General features: G+C 56.0%; 15 protein-coding genes. 9 read left to right on the top strand and 6 right to left on the bottom strand.

The annotated features are described in order from the left end of the window. Nucleotide 1: 1 nt before the first annotated feature. From MWH02_RS16385 to MWH02_RS16410, 6 genes are all read right to left on the bottom strand, one after another. On the bottom strand, nucleotides 2–619 hold the full coding sequence (locus MWH02_RS16385) for a glutathione S-transferase family protein (protein WP_192236345.1): 618 nt from the start codon (nucleotides 617–619) through the stop codon (nucleotides 2–4). Between the two features lie 129 nt (nucleotides 620–748). Beyond that, entirely contained in the window at nucleotides 749–1,261 is a 513-nt protein-coding gene (locus tag MWH02_RS16390) for a ferritin-like domain-containing protein (protein WP_137386456.1), read from the bottom strand. A 70-nt stretch (nucleotides 1,262–1,331) separates the two neighbouring features. Further along, nucleotides 1,332–1,514: a con-10 family general stress protein gene (locus tag MWH02_RS16395; RefSeq protein WP_101761861.1), complete on the bottom strand. Its 183-nt coding sequence runs from the start codon at nucleotides 1,512–1,514 to the stop codon at nucleotides 1,332–1,334. Nucleotides 1,515–1,930: 416 nt separating this feature from the next. Beyond that, entirely contained in the window at nucleotides 1,931–3,337 is a 1,407-nt protein-coding gene (locus MWH02_RS16400; RefSeq protein WP_271461039.1) for an MFS transporter, read from the bottom strand. A gap of 161 nt (nucleotides 3,338–3,498) precedes the next feature. Then, a complete protein-coding gene (locus MWH02_RS16405) occupies nucleotides 3,499–4,587 on the bottom strand; it encodes a tartrate dehydrogenase (protein ID WP_271461040.1) in 1,089 nt (362 codons plus the stop codon). 18 nt (nucleotides 4,588–4,605) lie between these two features. After that, nucleotides 4,606–5,916 (bottom strand): MFS transporter, encoded by a 1,311-nt coding sequence (locus MWH02_RS16410; protein ID WP_101761864.1) that lies wholly within the window; start codon nucleotides 5,914–5,916, stop codon nucleotides 4,606–4,608. Between the two features lie 129 nt (nucleotides 5,917–6,045). On the opposite strand from MWH02_RS16410, the gene MWH02_RS16415 reads away from it, so the two are divergent. The 9 genes from MWH02_RS16415 to MWH02_RS16455 all read left to right on the top strand — a co-directional run bounded on the left by MWH02_RS16415 (nucleotide 6,046) and on the right by MWH02_RS16455 (nucleotide 14,078). Next, nucleotides 6,046–6,954, top strand: coding sequence for a LysR family transcriptional regulator (locus MWH02_RS16415; protein ID WP_271461041.1), 909 nt, complete (start codon nucleotides 6,046–6,048; stop codon nucleotides 6,952–6,954). A 255-nt stretch (nucleotides 6,955–7,209) separates the two neighbouring features. Continuing rightward, nucleotides 7,210–8,169 (top strand): LysR family transcriptional regulator, encoded by a 960-nt coding sequence (locus MWH02_RS16420; RefSeq protein WP_192236355.1) that lies wholly within the window; start codon nucleotides 7,210–7,212, stop codon nucleotides 8,167–8,169. Between the two features lie 351 nt (nucleotides 8,170–8,520). Further along, complete coding sequence (locus MWH02_RS16425) at nucleotides 8,521–9,975, top strand: NAD(P)-binding domain-containing protein (protein ID WP_222234782.1); 1,455 nt, start codon at nucleotides 8,521–8,523, stop codon at nucleotides 9,973–9,975. Beyond that, nucleotides 9,972–10,454: a CMD domain-containing protein gene (locus tag MWH02_RS16430; RefSeq protein ID WP_222234781.1), complete on the top strand. Its 483-nt coding sequence runs from the start codon at nucleotides 9,972–9,974 to the stop codon at nucleotides 10,452–10,454. Before MWH02_RS16425 ends, MWH02_RS16430 begins: the two co-directional genes overlap by 4 nt. Next, the gene (locus MWH02_RS16435; RefSeq protein WP_110867262.1) at nucleotides 10,451–11,017 is read left to right on the top strand and encodes a peroxidase-related enzyme; all 567 of its coding nucleotides are present in this window, start codon (nucleotides 10,451–10,453) and stop codon (nucleotides 11,015–11,017) included. Before MWH02_RS16430 ends, MWH02_RS16435 begins: the two co-directional genes overlap by 4 nt. 10 nt (nucleotides 11,018–11,027) lie before the next feature. Continuing rightward, entirely contained in the window at nucleotides 11,028–11,765 is a 738-nt protein-coding gene (locus MWH02_RS16440) for an amino acid ABC transporter ATP-binding protein (protein WP_271461042.1), read from the top strand. A 20-nt stretch (nucleotides 11,766–11,785) separates the two neighbouring features. Continuing rightward, nucleotides 11,786–12,601 carry a transporter substrate-binding domain-containing protein gene (locus MWH02_RS16445; protein WP_271461043.1) on the top strand — a complete coding sequence of 272 codons (816 nt, stop codon included), beginning with the start codon at nucleotides 11,786–11,788 and terminating at the stop codon, nucleotides 12,599–12,601. Nucleotides 12,602–12,683: 82 nt separating this feature from the next. Next, nucleotides 12,684–13,370 carry an amino acid ABC transporter permease gene (locus tag MWH02_RS16450; protein ID WP_154155525.1) on the top strand — a complete coding sequence of 229 codons (687 nt, stop codon included), beginning with the start codon at nucleotides 12,684–12,686 and terminating at the stop codon, nucleotides 13,368–13,370. A gap of 15 nt (nucleotides 13,371–13,385) precedes the next feature. After that, nucleotides 13,386–14,078 (top strand): amino acid ABC transporter permease, encoded by a 693-nt coding sequence (locus MWH02_RS16455; protein ID WP_061720264.1) that lies wholly within the window; start codon nucleotides 13,386–13,388, stop codon nucleotides 14,076–14,078. The last annotated feature ends 50 nt before the right edge of the window (nucleotides 14,079–14,128 follow it).

The raw sequence follows: 14,128 nt of genomic DNA on the forward strand, positions 1-14,128 counted from the left end.
CTCAGGCGATGCTGCGCAGGCCAGCCGCAGTTTGAGGGAAGGGCACAAAGCCCGGCAGCGCTTCGATGCGACGCAGCAGCGCGTTCACCGCCGGATAGCCGGAGAGATCGACATTGCCTTCTGGCGCACCCACGATATAGCTGTACTGCGCGACGTCGGCGATAGTCGGGCGATCGCCAACCAGCCATTCACGGCCTTCAAGATGCTGCTCAATGCGTGACAGCACCAGATGCGCGCGGGCAATCACCTCTTCTGGATTGAACGGGCGGCCAAATACGGTAATCAAACGCGCCGCAGCCGGACCAAAGGCGATATCACCGGCTGCCACGGTGAGCCAGCGCTGTACCGCCGCCGCGCCCTGCGCATCTTCCGGCAACCATTCGCTGCGACCGCTTTTCTTCGCCAGATAGACCAGAATGGCGTTGGAATCGGCAATAAACACGCCGTCATCTTCCAGCACCGGCACCTGACCAAACGGATTCATGGCGAGGAATTCCGGCGTTTTGTTTTCGCCAGATTTGAGATCAACATCGATGACTTCATGCGGTAAATCCAGCAGCGACAGGAACAGACGTGCGCGGTGAGCATGACCAGAAAGCGGGAAGTGATAGAGTTTCATGTTGCGGTTCCTTAGGTGTTGCTCGGGATAATCCCGAGCCTTGCCATAAGGTTCGCACAGACAATTTAGCGGCAGAATAGCCGGGTTAGCGAAGTCATTGTTGCGAAAAATGGAAGAATCGTGCGGGAGCTACTTCTTAGCTTCCACGCCTGGCGTAGCGGAGCGAATCAAATACTGTTCGGTCACGTCCGGCAAATGCGTCAAGGTCCAGTCGGCCATGGCGATTTCCTGCTCGCGGATGCGCGAGAAGATATCGGCACTTTCGTGATCGTTGAGATGCTGCGCCGCCGCAATCAGTGAGGTGTAGCTGGCAATCTCAAGGTGCTCAAACACGTGGCCGCTGATCGCGCCTTTCACCACTTCATCTTCCACCATCACGCCGCCAATCGACTGACCGAAAGCGGAGATTTTGCCGGCGAGATCTTTCAATACCGATTGAGAAGTGGAGTAGCGATCGATCACGCTCTGCACCAGCGTCTGATGTTCACGAGTCTCAACAATATGCTGCTCGATACGCAGTTTAAGGTCGGGATAGTGTTCAAGGCGCGAGGCCATTTTTTCCAGCATGCTTTCAGCCTGTTTTTCCATGGCATGGGCATCTTTTACCCAATCGAGAAAGTGCTCTTCGCTGTTGTGGCTCATAATATTTTCCTGACAAATAAATAAAAGGAGATTGCGGCTGTTGCCGAATTACCGGCCAGCCGCAATAACGTTATGCGGGAGATTTATCGACGACTCGACGGCTTTTTTTACCGCCTTTTCGTCCCGCTTCAATCGCACGTTCTGGATTATTACGAAAATTGCCGCCGCTTAATTGGCCGCCTTTTTTACCCGCTTCGCGGGCTCTTTCCGGGTCCATGGCAAAATTGCCAGAACCGCCACGTGGTGCTGTCATAATGAATACCTCAGATAAAGGGGATAACGCATATTTCATTTGCTACTTAAGGTTAGCCCTAAAAGCCAAACGTACAACCAATTGGAATTAGGAATTATCCTAAGAGGATTGAAATCGTTCAGTTATTTTTCATAATTAAAATAAGTTGATTTGGCAAAAAAGATAATTAAAGCTTCGCGATTAATGGGTGAGAGAAAATAATTGACCGCTGCGCTTATAATTTTTTTCTCTTCCAACGTGATGAAATGAATTAAAATTCCTGATGCTTTTATTTTTTTTCTTAGAGAAAGAGTGGCGACCAGATCATTAGCCATAATCTTAAAAGGGGTTTAATAAATATAAATGCTAATAAAAAAGGGATTATTTTAAGCGAAGCGCACTATTTCTGCTTTTTAACCATAAATAGTGCGTTGGGATTATTTTACCAGCACCTGCGCACCGGCGTTTTTCTCCAGTCGCGTTACGTCAAACAGCGACAGCAGCACCAACAGCGCCACACCGGCAAAGGCGATATGAATATCGCTTTGCGCAATTTCGCTATGCTCCTGCCACAACATGGATGCGCGCAGGAACAGCGCCGCCAGCGCAATACCCGCGCTCATGCTGAACTGGAAGAAGATGCTGAACACCACCGAGGCATCGCTCATCTTGTTTTGCGGCACATCGGCGAAGCCCAAGCTGTTGTAGCAGCTGAACTGCAGCGAGCGCGACAGCCCGCCAACAAACAGAATCGCGGCAATCGCGAAGTAGCCCAGCGACGGATTGAGCAGCAAGCAGCCGAGCATCGCTGCAAGGCTGATCATGCCATTGAACATCAGCACGCGACGAAAGCCCCAGCGCTTCATCAACCAGGTTGTCGCTGGCTTCATCGCCAGGTTTCCGGCAAATACCCACAGCACCATCGCACCGGCCTGCGCCGCGCTCCAGCCAAAGCCAAGCTGAAACAGCAACGGCAGCAAATAGGGCACCGCGTTGATTGAGGCGCGGAAGAACGAGCCGCCAATCACCGCATTGCGGAAGGTGGCAATTTTCATCGCGCTAAACGGCAGCAACGGCTGCGCATGGCGGAAGCTGTGACGATACGCCAGCCAGCTGCACAGCATGCCCAGCAGCAGCAGCGGAATGCCAAAACTGAGATGCATCTGCCCGAGCGCTTCCAGCGCGATAATTAATGAGGTGCAGGCGGTGGCGGTAAGCACAAAGCCGCGCACATCAAACGGCCCCCGCTGTTCGCTTTTAAACTGCGGCGCCAGATAAGCGGTGGCGATAATGGCGAGGATGCCGAGCGGAATATTGAGCCAGAAAATCCACGGCCAATGCCCGTAGGTGACAATCAATCCGCCCAGCGGCGGGCCGAGCACCGGCGCAATCAAACCCGGCCAGGTAATAAAGGCGATGGTTTTCACCATCTCCTTTTTCTCCGTGACGCGCAGCACTACCATGCGACCGACCGGCACCATCATCGCGCCGCCAATCCCTTGCAGAATGCGACTCAGCGTGAACGTCGGCAGCGTGTCGCTCAAGCCGCAAAAGATCGAGGCGAGGGTGAAAATCAGGATGGCGCTGGCGAATATCGTGCGCGCGCCAAAGCGCTCCGCCAGCCAGCCGCTCATGGGAATGAACACTGCCACCGCCAATAAATAGGCGCTGACGCCAATGTTCAGCGCTACCGGGCTGGAGGCGAAGTCGCGCGCCATCTGCGGAATCGCGGTGGTGATCACCGTGGCATCGAGGTTTTCCATAAAGAAGGTCACGGCAACCAACAACGCTAACAGCAGGGTGCGATGGGAATTCGGTCTGGCTTCTCTGCCTGAGTCGATCATGCGAGGTCCTGCGAAAACAGAAGGATGCAAAGACTTTTAATGAAAAGCGCAGCAGGTGCAAATCAAAATCACAGAATGTATAGGTCTTAGCGGCGCAATTCATTGCTCGATGAATCGCGCCGCTAAGCAATGTGCGATGACAGGATGCGCACTGGATAAAATCAGATGGTTTCTGCCACGGTAGCTTTTGCCTCAATAAACGCTATCACCGCTTTCGTCACCTCTGCCGTATTCGCTGTGCCGCCAACATCCGGTGTCAAAATGCCCTGAGCGCAGACATATTCAATACCTTGCATAATCAGCGCCGCAGCATCCCGCTCGCCGAGATGCTCCAGCATCTGCACCGCCGTCCAGAACGTGGCGATTGGGTTGGCGATGCCTTTGCCGGTGATATCAAACGCCGAGCCGTGAATCGGTTCGAACATCGACGGGAAGCGACGTTCAGGATCGATATTGGCGGTGGGCGCCACGCCTAAACTGCCCGCCAGCGCTCCGGCCAGATCCGACAGAATATCGGCGTGCAGATTGGTGGCGACAATGGTATCGAGGCTCTGCGGATGCAGCGTCATGCGATGCGTCATCGCATCCACCAGCATCTTATCCCACTGCACATCCGGGAACTCCTGCGCCACTTCAGCGGCAATCTCATCCCACATCACCATGCCGTGACGCTGGGCGTTGGATTTGGTCACCACCGTCAGCAGCTTGCGTGGACGCGACTGCGCCAGTTTGAAGGCATAACGCATAATGCGCGTCACGCCAACGCGGGTGAAGATCGCCACTTCGGTGCCGACTTCTTCCGGCAAACCACGATGCGCGCGCCCACCATTACCGGAATATTCGCCTTCTGAGTTTTCCCGCACAATCACCCAGTCGAGATCGCCGGGGCCGCGATTGCGCAGCGGCGAGGTGACGCCCGGCAGAATTTTGGTCGGACGCACGTTGGCGTACTGGTCAAAGCCCTGACAAATTGGCAAACGCAAACCCCACAGCGTGATGTGATCCGGCACGTCGGGCGCGCCGACCGCACCAAAGTAAATCGCATCAAACGTCTTCAGCGTTTGCAGGCCATCTTCCGGCATCATTACGCCGTGTTGCTTGTAGTAATCCGAGCCCCAGTCAAAGGTTTGCACCGTAAACGTCAGCTGCGGATCGTGACGCGTCAACGCGTGCAGCACGGCTACGCCAGCAGAGATCACTTCCGGGCCAATACCATCCGCAGGAATCGCGGCAATTGAGTAGTTACGCATGATGTTTCTCCAGTTAGGTCAATGTGTATGAGGATGAGCAAGCTCTGCGGGATGCGGTGTTTTGCCGCGGGCAGAGAGAATCAGAACTACAATCGCCGATAGCACCAGCAGCCCGGCAACAAAATAGAGTCCCCACGTATAGCTGCCCGTTTGCTGACGGATCACGCCAATCATCATCGGGCCGACAAAACCGCCAAGGTTGCCGATAGAGTTGATGGTGGCGATGCCCGCGGCCGCCGCGGGACCGCTCAGGAACAGCGTCGGCATGCTCCACAGCGGCGGTTTGGAGGCGCTGATGCCGACGGTGACCAGCGTCAGGGCGATAATCACCGTAAACAGCGTGCTGACGTTCCCGGCATAAATCAGTCCGGCAGCCGCCAGCAAACAGGCACCGATAACATGCCAGCTGCGCTCTTTGGTGCGGTCCGAATGGCGCGCCCACAGAATCATGCCGATCACGCCCAGTACCGCCGGGAAGGCGTTGAGGAAACCAATTTCTATTGAGGACGCGCCGAAGCTGCGGATGATTTGCGGTGACCAAATGCCCAACGTGTACAAGCCTGCGGATGTGCCGAAATAGACCAGCGCCAGCGCTAACACACGCTTATCGGCCAGTCCGCGCCAGGCGCTGCTGTGGCTTTGATTGGCCGCGCGCGCCTGTTCTTCGGCCTGCATGGTCTTTTCCAGCCACGCCCGTTCTTCATCGGTGAGCCACTTGGCTTTCGCCGGGCGATCGGTGAGGTAAAACAGCACCACGATGCCGAATATCAGTGCCGGTATTGCTTCCAGCACAAACATCCATTGCCAACCGGCGTAGCCAAGCAGGCCATGCATCTCCAGTAATGCGGCGGAAATGGGCGAACCTAACGCAGTGGAAAGTGGGGCCGCAGCCATAAAGATGGCGGTGACCTGCGCTCGTTTCGCCGCCGGGAACCAGTAGCTGAGATAGAGGATGATGCCGGGGAAGAAACCGGCTTCTGCCACGCCAAGCAGAAAGCGCAGCAGGTAGAAGCTGGTGGTGCCCTGCACAAATGCCATGCAGCCGGACACCAATCCCCATGTGATCATGACGCGCGCAATCCAGATGCGGGCGCCGACTTTATGCAGAATTAAATTCGACGGTACTTCAAATAGAAAATAACCGAGGAAAAAGATTCCAGCGCCAAAGCCAAATACCGTGGGCGAGAAACCTAAATCCTGATTCATAGTTAATGCAGCAAAACCAATATTGACGCGATCGAGAAAAGCGATGAAGTAGAGCAGCATGATGAAGGGCACAATGCGTAACGTCACTTTACGCATCACCCTTTTTTCGAGGTGAGAGTTCATATTAAAGTGCTCCAGATTGTGTAGGGTGGTGTTATTTTTTGTAATCGAGTTCAGTATGCAGTTTTACTTTGGCTTATCATCAGATGTGGATTATATAAACTATTTGCATAATCAACGGGTGAGGGGAATGTGGATATAAATCAATTGCGTTGCTTTGTTGCGGTCGGTAAAGAACTGCATTTTGGTCGTGCCGCACAAAAGATGGAAATGATGCCTGCGTCACTTTCTCGCTTCATTCGTTTACTGGAAGAGGACCTCGGCGTGCGTCTGTTAAATCGATCGACGCGTAATGTTTCATTAACTGCCGAAGGCGCGCTCTTTTTTGACGACGCCAGCAAATTAATCGATCAATTTGATGCGCTGGCGAAACGTTTTAAAGTGGGATTAAAAGATGAACGCCGCACATTACGTATTGGCGCGATTGATAGTGCCGCGCGTGGATTAGTTCCGGCGTTACTTAATTTATTTGTTCCGCTGCATCCGCACAGCGATATTCATATTATTGAAGACAAAACCATTAATTTAATTCCGAAATTAAAGTCGGGTTGGCTGGATATGATTTTTATTCGCGAGCCGCAAAGTATTGATGCGTCATTAGCGGTGCGCTTTATCACGCGCGAAAGCTGCGTGCTGGCGGTGCCGATTCAGCATGTGCTGGCGGATCGTGAACGGGTGGCGGTGGCTGATTTTCAACACGAAGCGATAATCATTCCAGACCGGCGCACACGCCCGCACAGTCACGATCTCACCATGAGCTTGTTTAAACTGGCGGGATTCACGCCGCACATCGCGCAGTTTGCTGAAGAGAAGCAAACCATCCTGAGCCTGGTTGCTGCGGGGCTGGGATTGGCGGTGGTGCCCGCCTCGTATCGCACCATGAACAGCGACAGCGTTAGCTATATTGCGCTGGATCTGCCGGAGCAGATTAAAGGATTGCCATTGAGCATTGCCTGGCAGAAGGGCAACGAAGATCGGTTTCTGCGCGAGATGCTGCGCCTGTTGCATGAGCATCAGCGTGAGCTGACGGATAAGTTGTGATTTCCCTCACCCTAACCCTCTCCCAGAGGGAGAGGGAACTGGCCGCTGCGGAGTCTAACAATTCCCTCTCCCAGAGTGAGAGGAAACTGGCCGCTGCGGAGTCTAACAATTCCCTCTCCCGCCTGCGGCAGAGGGCCAGGGTGAGGGGCAATGCGCACTTTCCACCCTGTGGCTAATTCCCACCACTCTCTCTATGATGAAAACTTTCCCGCGCCAATGTCGGGAACGATCAATGAGTTAGGGAAAAATTGCGCGATGACCATTTTAAACGACCTGGATTTGCGGCAGCTGGAAGCCTTTTCGGCGGTGATCTCTGCCGGTAGCGTCACGGCGGCGGCGAAGGCGCTCAATCGCTCGCAGCCGGCGGTGTCGCGTTTGATTCAGGAGCTGGAACAATCGCTGGGTTATCCGTTGTTTATCCGCAACGGGCCGCGCATTCATCCTTCGGAAGAGGCGCTGCAGCTGCATCAATACGTGCAGAAAGCGCTGCTCTCACTGCAGCAGATTCGCCTGCGCGCGCAGGAGATCGCCCATCAGCAGCATCGTCCGCTGAGCATCGCCGCCACGCCGGCACTGGCGGCGGGTTTGCTGCCGCAGGCGCTGGCCGCGCTGAACCTGCAGAATAAAGTGCAGATCATCAGCGAATCCGCCGTGCAGACGGCGCATGCGGTGATCACTGCCGAAGCCGATCTCGGTTTATGCAGTTTGCCGCTGGAGCATCACGCGGTGGAGCTGCACTGGATTGGCCAGTCGCAATGCGTGGTGGCGCTGCCAGAGCATGACGAGCTGGCGGCGCAATCTCAGCTGTCGTTAAGCAGCCTGGCGGGACGCCGTTTGATTGCACCGTGGAGCCCGCAGCGGTTGCGCGGGCGCTACGAAAAGGCGCTGAAAATGGTCAAAACGCCGCTGCACGAAACCATCGAAACCAACTCCTCCGCCAATATTCTTGGCTGCGTGCGCGCCGGGCTGGGCGTGGCGATTCTCGAACCGGTCACCGGTTGGGGCATGCCGCTGGCCGGTGTGGCGATTCGTCCAATTGAGGAGGATATTCCCTACTACTTTGGCGTGATCACGCCGCAGGGAAGACAGATTTCAGCTGCCGCGCAGGCGCTGGTTGAGGCGTTAGCCAGCGCGGCCGCCGATTTGCTGCCGGGTTTTGAGCGTCTGCCCGCCAGCGAGCATCCGCGTATTATGCGGTTGATTAATCAGGATTAAATATCTCACCCCAATCGTATTTTGTAGCGGCGCAATGTTTTGCGCGATAAATCGCGCCGCTACGGAATGTACGTGATTTCAGTCATCAGCTTGCGTATGAAAATCTTCTTTTAAAAGCCTTATAACATTTCCGGCATAAGATATAAGAAATCCATTGGTCAAAAGCTGAGCGCGATTATTGACTCTGTTTTAGGGCAAGAGGATTATGCGAAACCTTAGCTCTTACTATGTGATTTAGTGATTAATGACCATTAACTATGTGTTATCAGGATAATGGAAATGCACAATCACTTACGCGATTTGGTGGTTTCGTCCGCACCCTGGCCGCCGCTTATTTCTGGGAAAACATGTATGACTTATGCCGCCGATGGCCTTGCCGCGCTGGAAGCTCAGCTTCAGCAGGATCTGGAATATCTTGAACTGCCCGCTAAATCCTGGGTGCCCGAGCGCACGCAGGATGGCGCACCCGTGCGTGACGTGGTGGTGATCGGCGCGGGCATGTGCGGGCTGGCGGCGGTGGCGAAATTGCAGTTCAGCGGCATCAGCAATGTGGTGGCGTATGACGCCACACCCGCTGGGCTGGAAGGTCCGTGGGTGACCTTTGCGCGCATGGAAACGCTGCGTTCACCGAAATCTCTACAAGGCCCGGCGCTCGGCATGGCGCAACTGACGTTCCGCGCGTGGTTCACCGCGCAGTGGGGCAAAGAAGCCTGGCAAGCGCTGGATAAAATTCCCAAAGCGCAGTGGATGGATTATCTGATTTGGTATCGCAAGGTGCTGAATCTGCCGGTGCGCAACAATGTGCGCGTCACCCACATTGGCTTTGCTGGCGATCTGATTGCGCTCGATGTAAGCGGTGCCGAAACCGGCCGCATATACACTCGCCGCTTGGTGCTGGCCACCGGACGTTCTGGTCTTGGCGGCTTCGCCGTGCCGGATTTCCTGCAAGGTATTAGCCGCCAGTTCTGGGCGCACTCCGCCGACGACATTGATTTCGCTGCCCTGCAGGGCAAACGCATCGCGGTGATTGGCGCAGGTGCATCGTCAATGGATAACGCCGCCACCGCGCTGGAAAACGGCGCGGGCGCGGTGGATCTGCTGATTCGTCGTAAGCAGATGCCGCGCATCAACAAAATGACCGGCATCGGCAGTCAGGGCGTGGTGCACGGCATGCATCAGCTGCCGGACGCGTGGAAGTGGAAGTTTGTCGATTACACCGCCACCACGCAAACGCCGCCGCCGCGCTCATCGACGCTGCGCGTATCGCGTCATGCCAATGCTCGCTTCTTGCTTGATTGCGGCATCAAAGCGGTCAAGCAAGAGGTCAATGGGCTGCTGATCGAAACCACGCAAGGCGCGCTGCGCTACGACTACCTCATTGCGGCTACCGGCTTTAGTAACGATTTCCACGACCGCCCGGAGTTTGCCGCGCTCGCGCCACATATCCGCAGCTGGCGCGACGGACGTTATCAGCCCGAAATGGGCGCGCCGCGGGCCAATCTGCTGGAAGCGCCGGATCTCGGCCCCGCCTTTGAATTTCGCGAACTGACACCAGGCGCATGCCCGCTATTGGCGCACATTCACTGCTTCAACGATGCCGCGATGCTGACGCACGGCAAAGTCTCCGGCGATATTCCGGCGGTGAGCGCCGGTGCCGATCGTCTGGTGCGCGGCATTACCGCTTCGCTGTTTGCTGAAGATGTCGAGCAGCATTACGCCAACTTACAGGCTTTTGACACCCCTGAATTGCAGGGCGATGAATGGGTGGATTCCACGCCCTTACTCAACCAGGAGAACGCGCAGTGAGTGACGCAATTGATCGCGCAGTCGGCTTAAACGCTGAAGATGTGCTGTACGGCACGCGCCGCCTGCGTCCGGAATTTGTTGACGGCGCGGAGCAGTGCCGCATCTCGGTGCTGGCACCCAACGACGATCAGGGTTTAGCGCCGGATGTACGTTTTGCGCTGGCGCAGCGCATGGCGCAGCTGAATAACGATGCCGCGCTGCAACAGGATTATCAGACGCAGCTGGCGGCGTTGCAGCCGTCAGAGGCGCTGCTGGCGCTGGCGGCAGGCGCCACCGATCTGCCAGAACCGCTGGCGAGCATCGCGCGCCACGCCGATCTCATTACCCAGCAGCCAATGCACGCCACGGAGCAGCACATTCGCCTGCTGGAGCAGACCGGATTGAGCAATCCGCAGATTGTGGCGCTCTCCGAGCTGATCGCTTTTATTAACTTCCAGACGCGCGTCGCGGCCGGATTACGTTTGCTGAGGTCTGCATGATTCCGTCGGTTAATCTCAAGCCGCTGCACTGGCATCCGTATATTGCGCCGGTTGAGGTAGAAGAGGCCACGCCCGCGCAGCTCGATGCGATGAAAGTGACGCCATCCAACAAGAAAATCTCCGAATATGTGCGCACGTTAGCGCACGATCCCGACAGCTACGTGGCGCGTACCGTGCTCTTCAACGCCATTATGTATGTCGATGGCGGGCTGGATCGCGCGGATCGTGAACTCGGCGCGCTGGGCGCGTCGATCGTTAACGGCTGCAAATATTGCGCGGTGGTGCACGCGCGTCGCCATGCGCAGCTGGCCGAAAGTGATGCAGTGGTGAGCGCCATCTACTTTGATCGTGCGGATGTGCTCGGCGAGCGTGATGCGGCGATCTACCGTTTTGCCCGCCGCCTGTCGGTGACGCCGTCAGAAGCCAGCGCCGAAGATATGGCGGCACTGCACGCGGTCGGCATGAACGATCAGGAGATTATCGATCTGATCCACGCCATCGCCATTTTTGGCTGGGCTAACCGTCTAATGCATGTGCTTGGCCATGCTGACCTGAACAAATAAGGGCTGCTGCATGTTAGAACTCAACGATATTAAGCTCTCTTACGGCAGCACGCCGATCCTGAAAGGTGTCGATTTGTCGGTGAAACGCGGCGATGTGGTGTCGATCATCGGGCCAAGCGGCACCGGTAAAACCACGCTGTTGCGCTGCATTAACTATCTGGCGAAACCGGCGTCGGGCACCATTCAGCTCGATCAGATCCGCATGGATTATCAGGCACCGGATAAAGCGGCGATCCAGGCGATCCGCCTGCGCACCGCGATGGTGTTTCAGCAGTTCAACGTGTTCAAAAACATGACGGTGCTGGAAAACGTGATGGATCCGCTGATCGTCATTCAACGCAAAAGCAAACAGCAAGCGCGCGATATCGCCGTGCAGGAGCTGGAGCGCGTCGGATTGGGCGCCAAACTCGATCACTATCCGTCGCAGCTTTCCGGCGGTCAGCTGCAGCGTACCGGCATCGCCCGCGCGCTGGCGGTGCGTCCTGATGTGATGTTGTTTGATGAACCGACCTCATCGCTCGATCCGGAGCTGGTGGGCGAGGTGCTGAAAGTGATTAAAGATGTGGCGTCCTCCGGCATTACCTCGCTGCTGGTGACGCACGAAATGCAGTTCGCCAAAAGTATCTCGAACCGCATCGTCTTTATGGATCAGGGCGTGGTGGCCGCGCAGGGCAGCCCGACTGAGATATTTGATAATCCAACCCTGCCGCGACTTGCTCAGTTCCTCAATTCAGAACGCGTATTCTAATAATTAAAGGAATCAACGACATGCCTGCAATCAAAACCACTTTACGTCGCCTGGCCGCGCCTGGCATCATCGCGCTGGCACTCATCAGCGGTAACAGCTTCGCCGACGCGGTGCGCACCATCAAAATCGCCACTGCGGCGGAGTCTAAACCGCTGTCGTGGGGCGCGATTGGTCACGAGCCGCAGGGCTACGAGCCGGACGTGCTGAAAGCCATCAACGCTAAACTGCCGCAGTACAAATTTGTGATGGAAGGTGCGGCGGATATCGCCCAGGAAACGGGCCTCGCCACCGGCAAATATGACATGGCGACCGGCGGTTATTACAAAGCGCCAACGCGCAGCAAACAGTTCCTGATCCCGGATGCGCCGATCGGTGCCAGCCTGATGAAGATCTACAGCCACAGCGATAGCACCATCAACAGCATGAAAGATCTGGTCGGCAAGAAGATTGTGCCGGTTACCGCCGGCGGCGGCGTGTACAAATTCGTGACACAGTGGCAGCAGGACAACCCGAACGACAAAGTTGAGATCAAAGCTTCGAGCGCTGGCGTGCCTTATCCGGATCGTCTGAAAGAGGTGCAGCGTGGCAAATATGATGCGCTGATCCTGCCTTCGAACCTCGGCGAGCAAACGGTGATCGACAACCAGAAACTGGCGATCAAAGCCAGCGAGCCGGTTGCCATCAACAACACTTACGTGCTGATTCACCGTTCAGCCGAGAACCAGGCGCTGAACGATGACATCAACAAAACTCTGCAACAGCTGAAAGCGGACGGCACGCTGGATAAGCTGGCGCAGAAGTGGTTTGGCGAAGACGTCACGAAGTACATGAAGTAAGGATTCACTAAAGCTGCGCCCGGTGCTGAGCCGGGCGTTGCTTCATTGTTAGCAGGAGTGTTTCACCGTGAATCTGACTTCGATGATTCCTGAGCTGCTCTCGGCGCTGCCGTTGACGCTTGGCATAATGTTTGTCGCGATGATCGTCGGGTTCTTCCTGGCGCTGATCGCCACCGTGTTCCGCGTGCGCCGCATCCCGGTTATCAGCCAGTTTGTGGATTTATACGTCTCATACGCGCGCAGCGTGCCGGTAGTGCTGCAGCTGTTTGTCGCGTTTTATGGCTTGCCGCTGGTGGCCGAGCAGTTTGGCTTCAGCGATTTTGTCACCGCCAACATCGCGGCGATGATTGGCCTGAGCCTGTATCACGGCGGTTATCTGTCGGAAGTGATGCGCCCGGCGTTTCTCGCCGTGGAGAGCGGCCAGCATGACGCCGCCGACAGCATGGGCTACAGCTTCCGCCAGAAAATGCTGCGTATTGTCGGTCCGCAAGCGGTGCACTATGCGCTGCCGGGTTACGGCAATGCGATTATCTATCTGATTCATAACGTGGCGCTGGTGATGTACATCGGTGCGGCGGATGTAATGGCGACTGCGCATCTGATCATGGAACGCGACTACAACCAATATCAGTTCGGCACTTATCTGGTGCTGGCGGTGCTCTATTCGCTGCTGTGCGGCGTGGCCTGGTTGATTATCCGTTTCTTCGAACAACGTCACGCGAAGTACAGCTCGAAAACTGCTGCACGCGTCAAATTCACCAGCGTCTGATAAGGGAGAGAAACCATGTTTGATCTTGAGGTTTTACTGCCGGACTTCTGGAGCATTCTCGATGCGGTGCCGGTGACGCTGCTGATGGCGGTGACGGTGTTTATCTGTTCAACGCTGCTCGGCGGGCTGTTTGCCTTTATTGAACATCGCCGCATTCCTGTGCTGCGCCAGTTGGTGATCGCCTACAAAATTGCCTTTAAAGGCGTGCCGATGGTGGTGGTGATTTTCCTCGCCTATTACGGTTTGCCGCCGGCGCTGGATTTCGTCGCCACGCTGTTTGGCGTGAAAGTGAATGCGCACTCGCTGCCGAACTGGGTGATCATCATCGTCGCCCTGAGCGCCTGCGTCGCGGCGTTTCAGGCGGAAGTGTGGAAGGGCGCGCTCAACTCATTTGATAGCGGACAATCGGATGCAGCGCTGTCGCTCGGTTACAGCGGCGGCCAGCTGTTCCGCCGCGTGATGTTCCCGCAGATTATCGTGGCGGCGATTCCCGATCTGGCCAACGCCTTTATGGTGATCATGAAAGCGCTGTCGCTGGCGTTTGCCATCGAAGTGGTGGATATCTTCGCCCAGGCGCAACTGACCGCGGCGCTGAATTTCTACTACCTCGAAGCCTTCCTGGTGGCGGTGGTGTTTTACATGGTGATTGCCTATGTGGTGACCAAGATCGCCGATAAGATTGAGGCGAGATTGCGGGTACGGACCTGACCCAATCCGCGCGATAAATCGCGCCGCTACGATCAAGTGCGCCCAACCGT

The sequence above is a fragment of the Pantoea leporis genome, assembly GCF_028048155.1.
Lineage (GTDB): Bacteria > Pseudomonadota > Gammaproteobacteria > Enterobacterales > Enterobacteriaceae > Pantoea > Pantoea leporis.

Excerpts from the sequence above, each read along its gene's own strand:
- MWH02_RS16390 (WP_137386456.1), bottom strand. The coding sequence starts at position 1,261 with ATGAGCCACAACAGCGAAGAGCACTTTCTCGATTGGGTAAAAGATGCC.
- MWH02_RS16420 (WP_192236355.1), top strand. The coding sequence starts at position 7,210 with ATGACCATTTTAAACGACCTGGATTTGCGGCAGCTGGAAGCCTTTTCG.
- MWH02_RS16425 (WP_222234782.1), top strand. The coding sequence starts at position 8,521 with ATGACTTATGCCGCCGATGGCCTTGCCGCGCTGGAAGCTCAGCTTCAG.
- MWH02_RS16400 (WP_271461039.1), bottom strand. The coding sequence starts at position 3,337 with ATGATCGACTCAGGCAGAGAAGCCAGACCGAATTCCCATCGCACCCTG.
- MWH02_RS16385 (WP_192236345.1), bottom strand. The coding sequence starts at position 619 with ATGAAACTCTATCACTTCCCGCTTTCTGGTCATGCTCACCGCGCACGT.
- MWH02_RS16440 (WP_271461042.1), top strand. The coding sequence starts at position 11,028 with ATGTTAGAACTCAACGATATTAAGCTCTCTTACGGCAGCACGCCGATC.
- MWH02_RS16450 (WP_154155525.1), top strand. The coding sequence starts at position 12,684 with ATGATTCCTGAGCTGCTCTCGGCGCTGCCGTTGACGCTTGGCATAATG.
- MWH02_RS16435 (WP_110867262.1), top strand. The coding sequence starts at position 10,451 with ATGATTCCGTCGGTTAATCTCAAGCCGCTGCACTGGCATCCGTATATT.
- MWH02_RS16405 (WP_271461040.1), bottom strand. The coding sequence starts at position 4,587 with ATGCGTAACTACTCAATTGCCGCGATTCCTGCGGATGGTATTGGCCCG.
- MWH02_RS16395 (WP_101761861.1), bottom strand. The coding sequence starts at position 1,514 with ATGACAGCACCACGTGGCGGTTCTGGCAATTTTGCCATGGACCCGGAA.
- MWH02_RS16455 (WP_061720264.1), top strand. The coding sequence starts at position 13,386 with ATGTTTGATCTTGAGGTTTTACTGCCGGACTTCTGGAGCATTCTCGAT.
- MWH02_RS16410 (WP_101761864.1), bottom strand. The coding sequence starts at position 5,916 with ATGAACTCTCACCTCGAAAAAAGGGTGATGCGTAAAGTGACGTTACGC.
- MWH02_RS16445 (WP_271461043.1), top strand. The coding sequence starts at position 11,786 with ATGCCTGCAATCAAAACCACTTTACGTCGCCTGGCCGCGCCTGGCATC.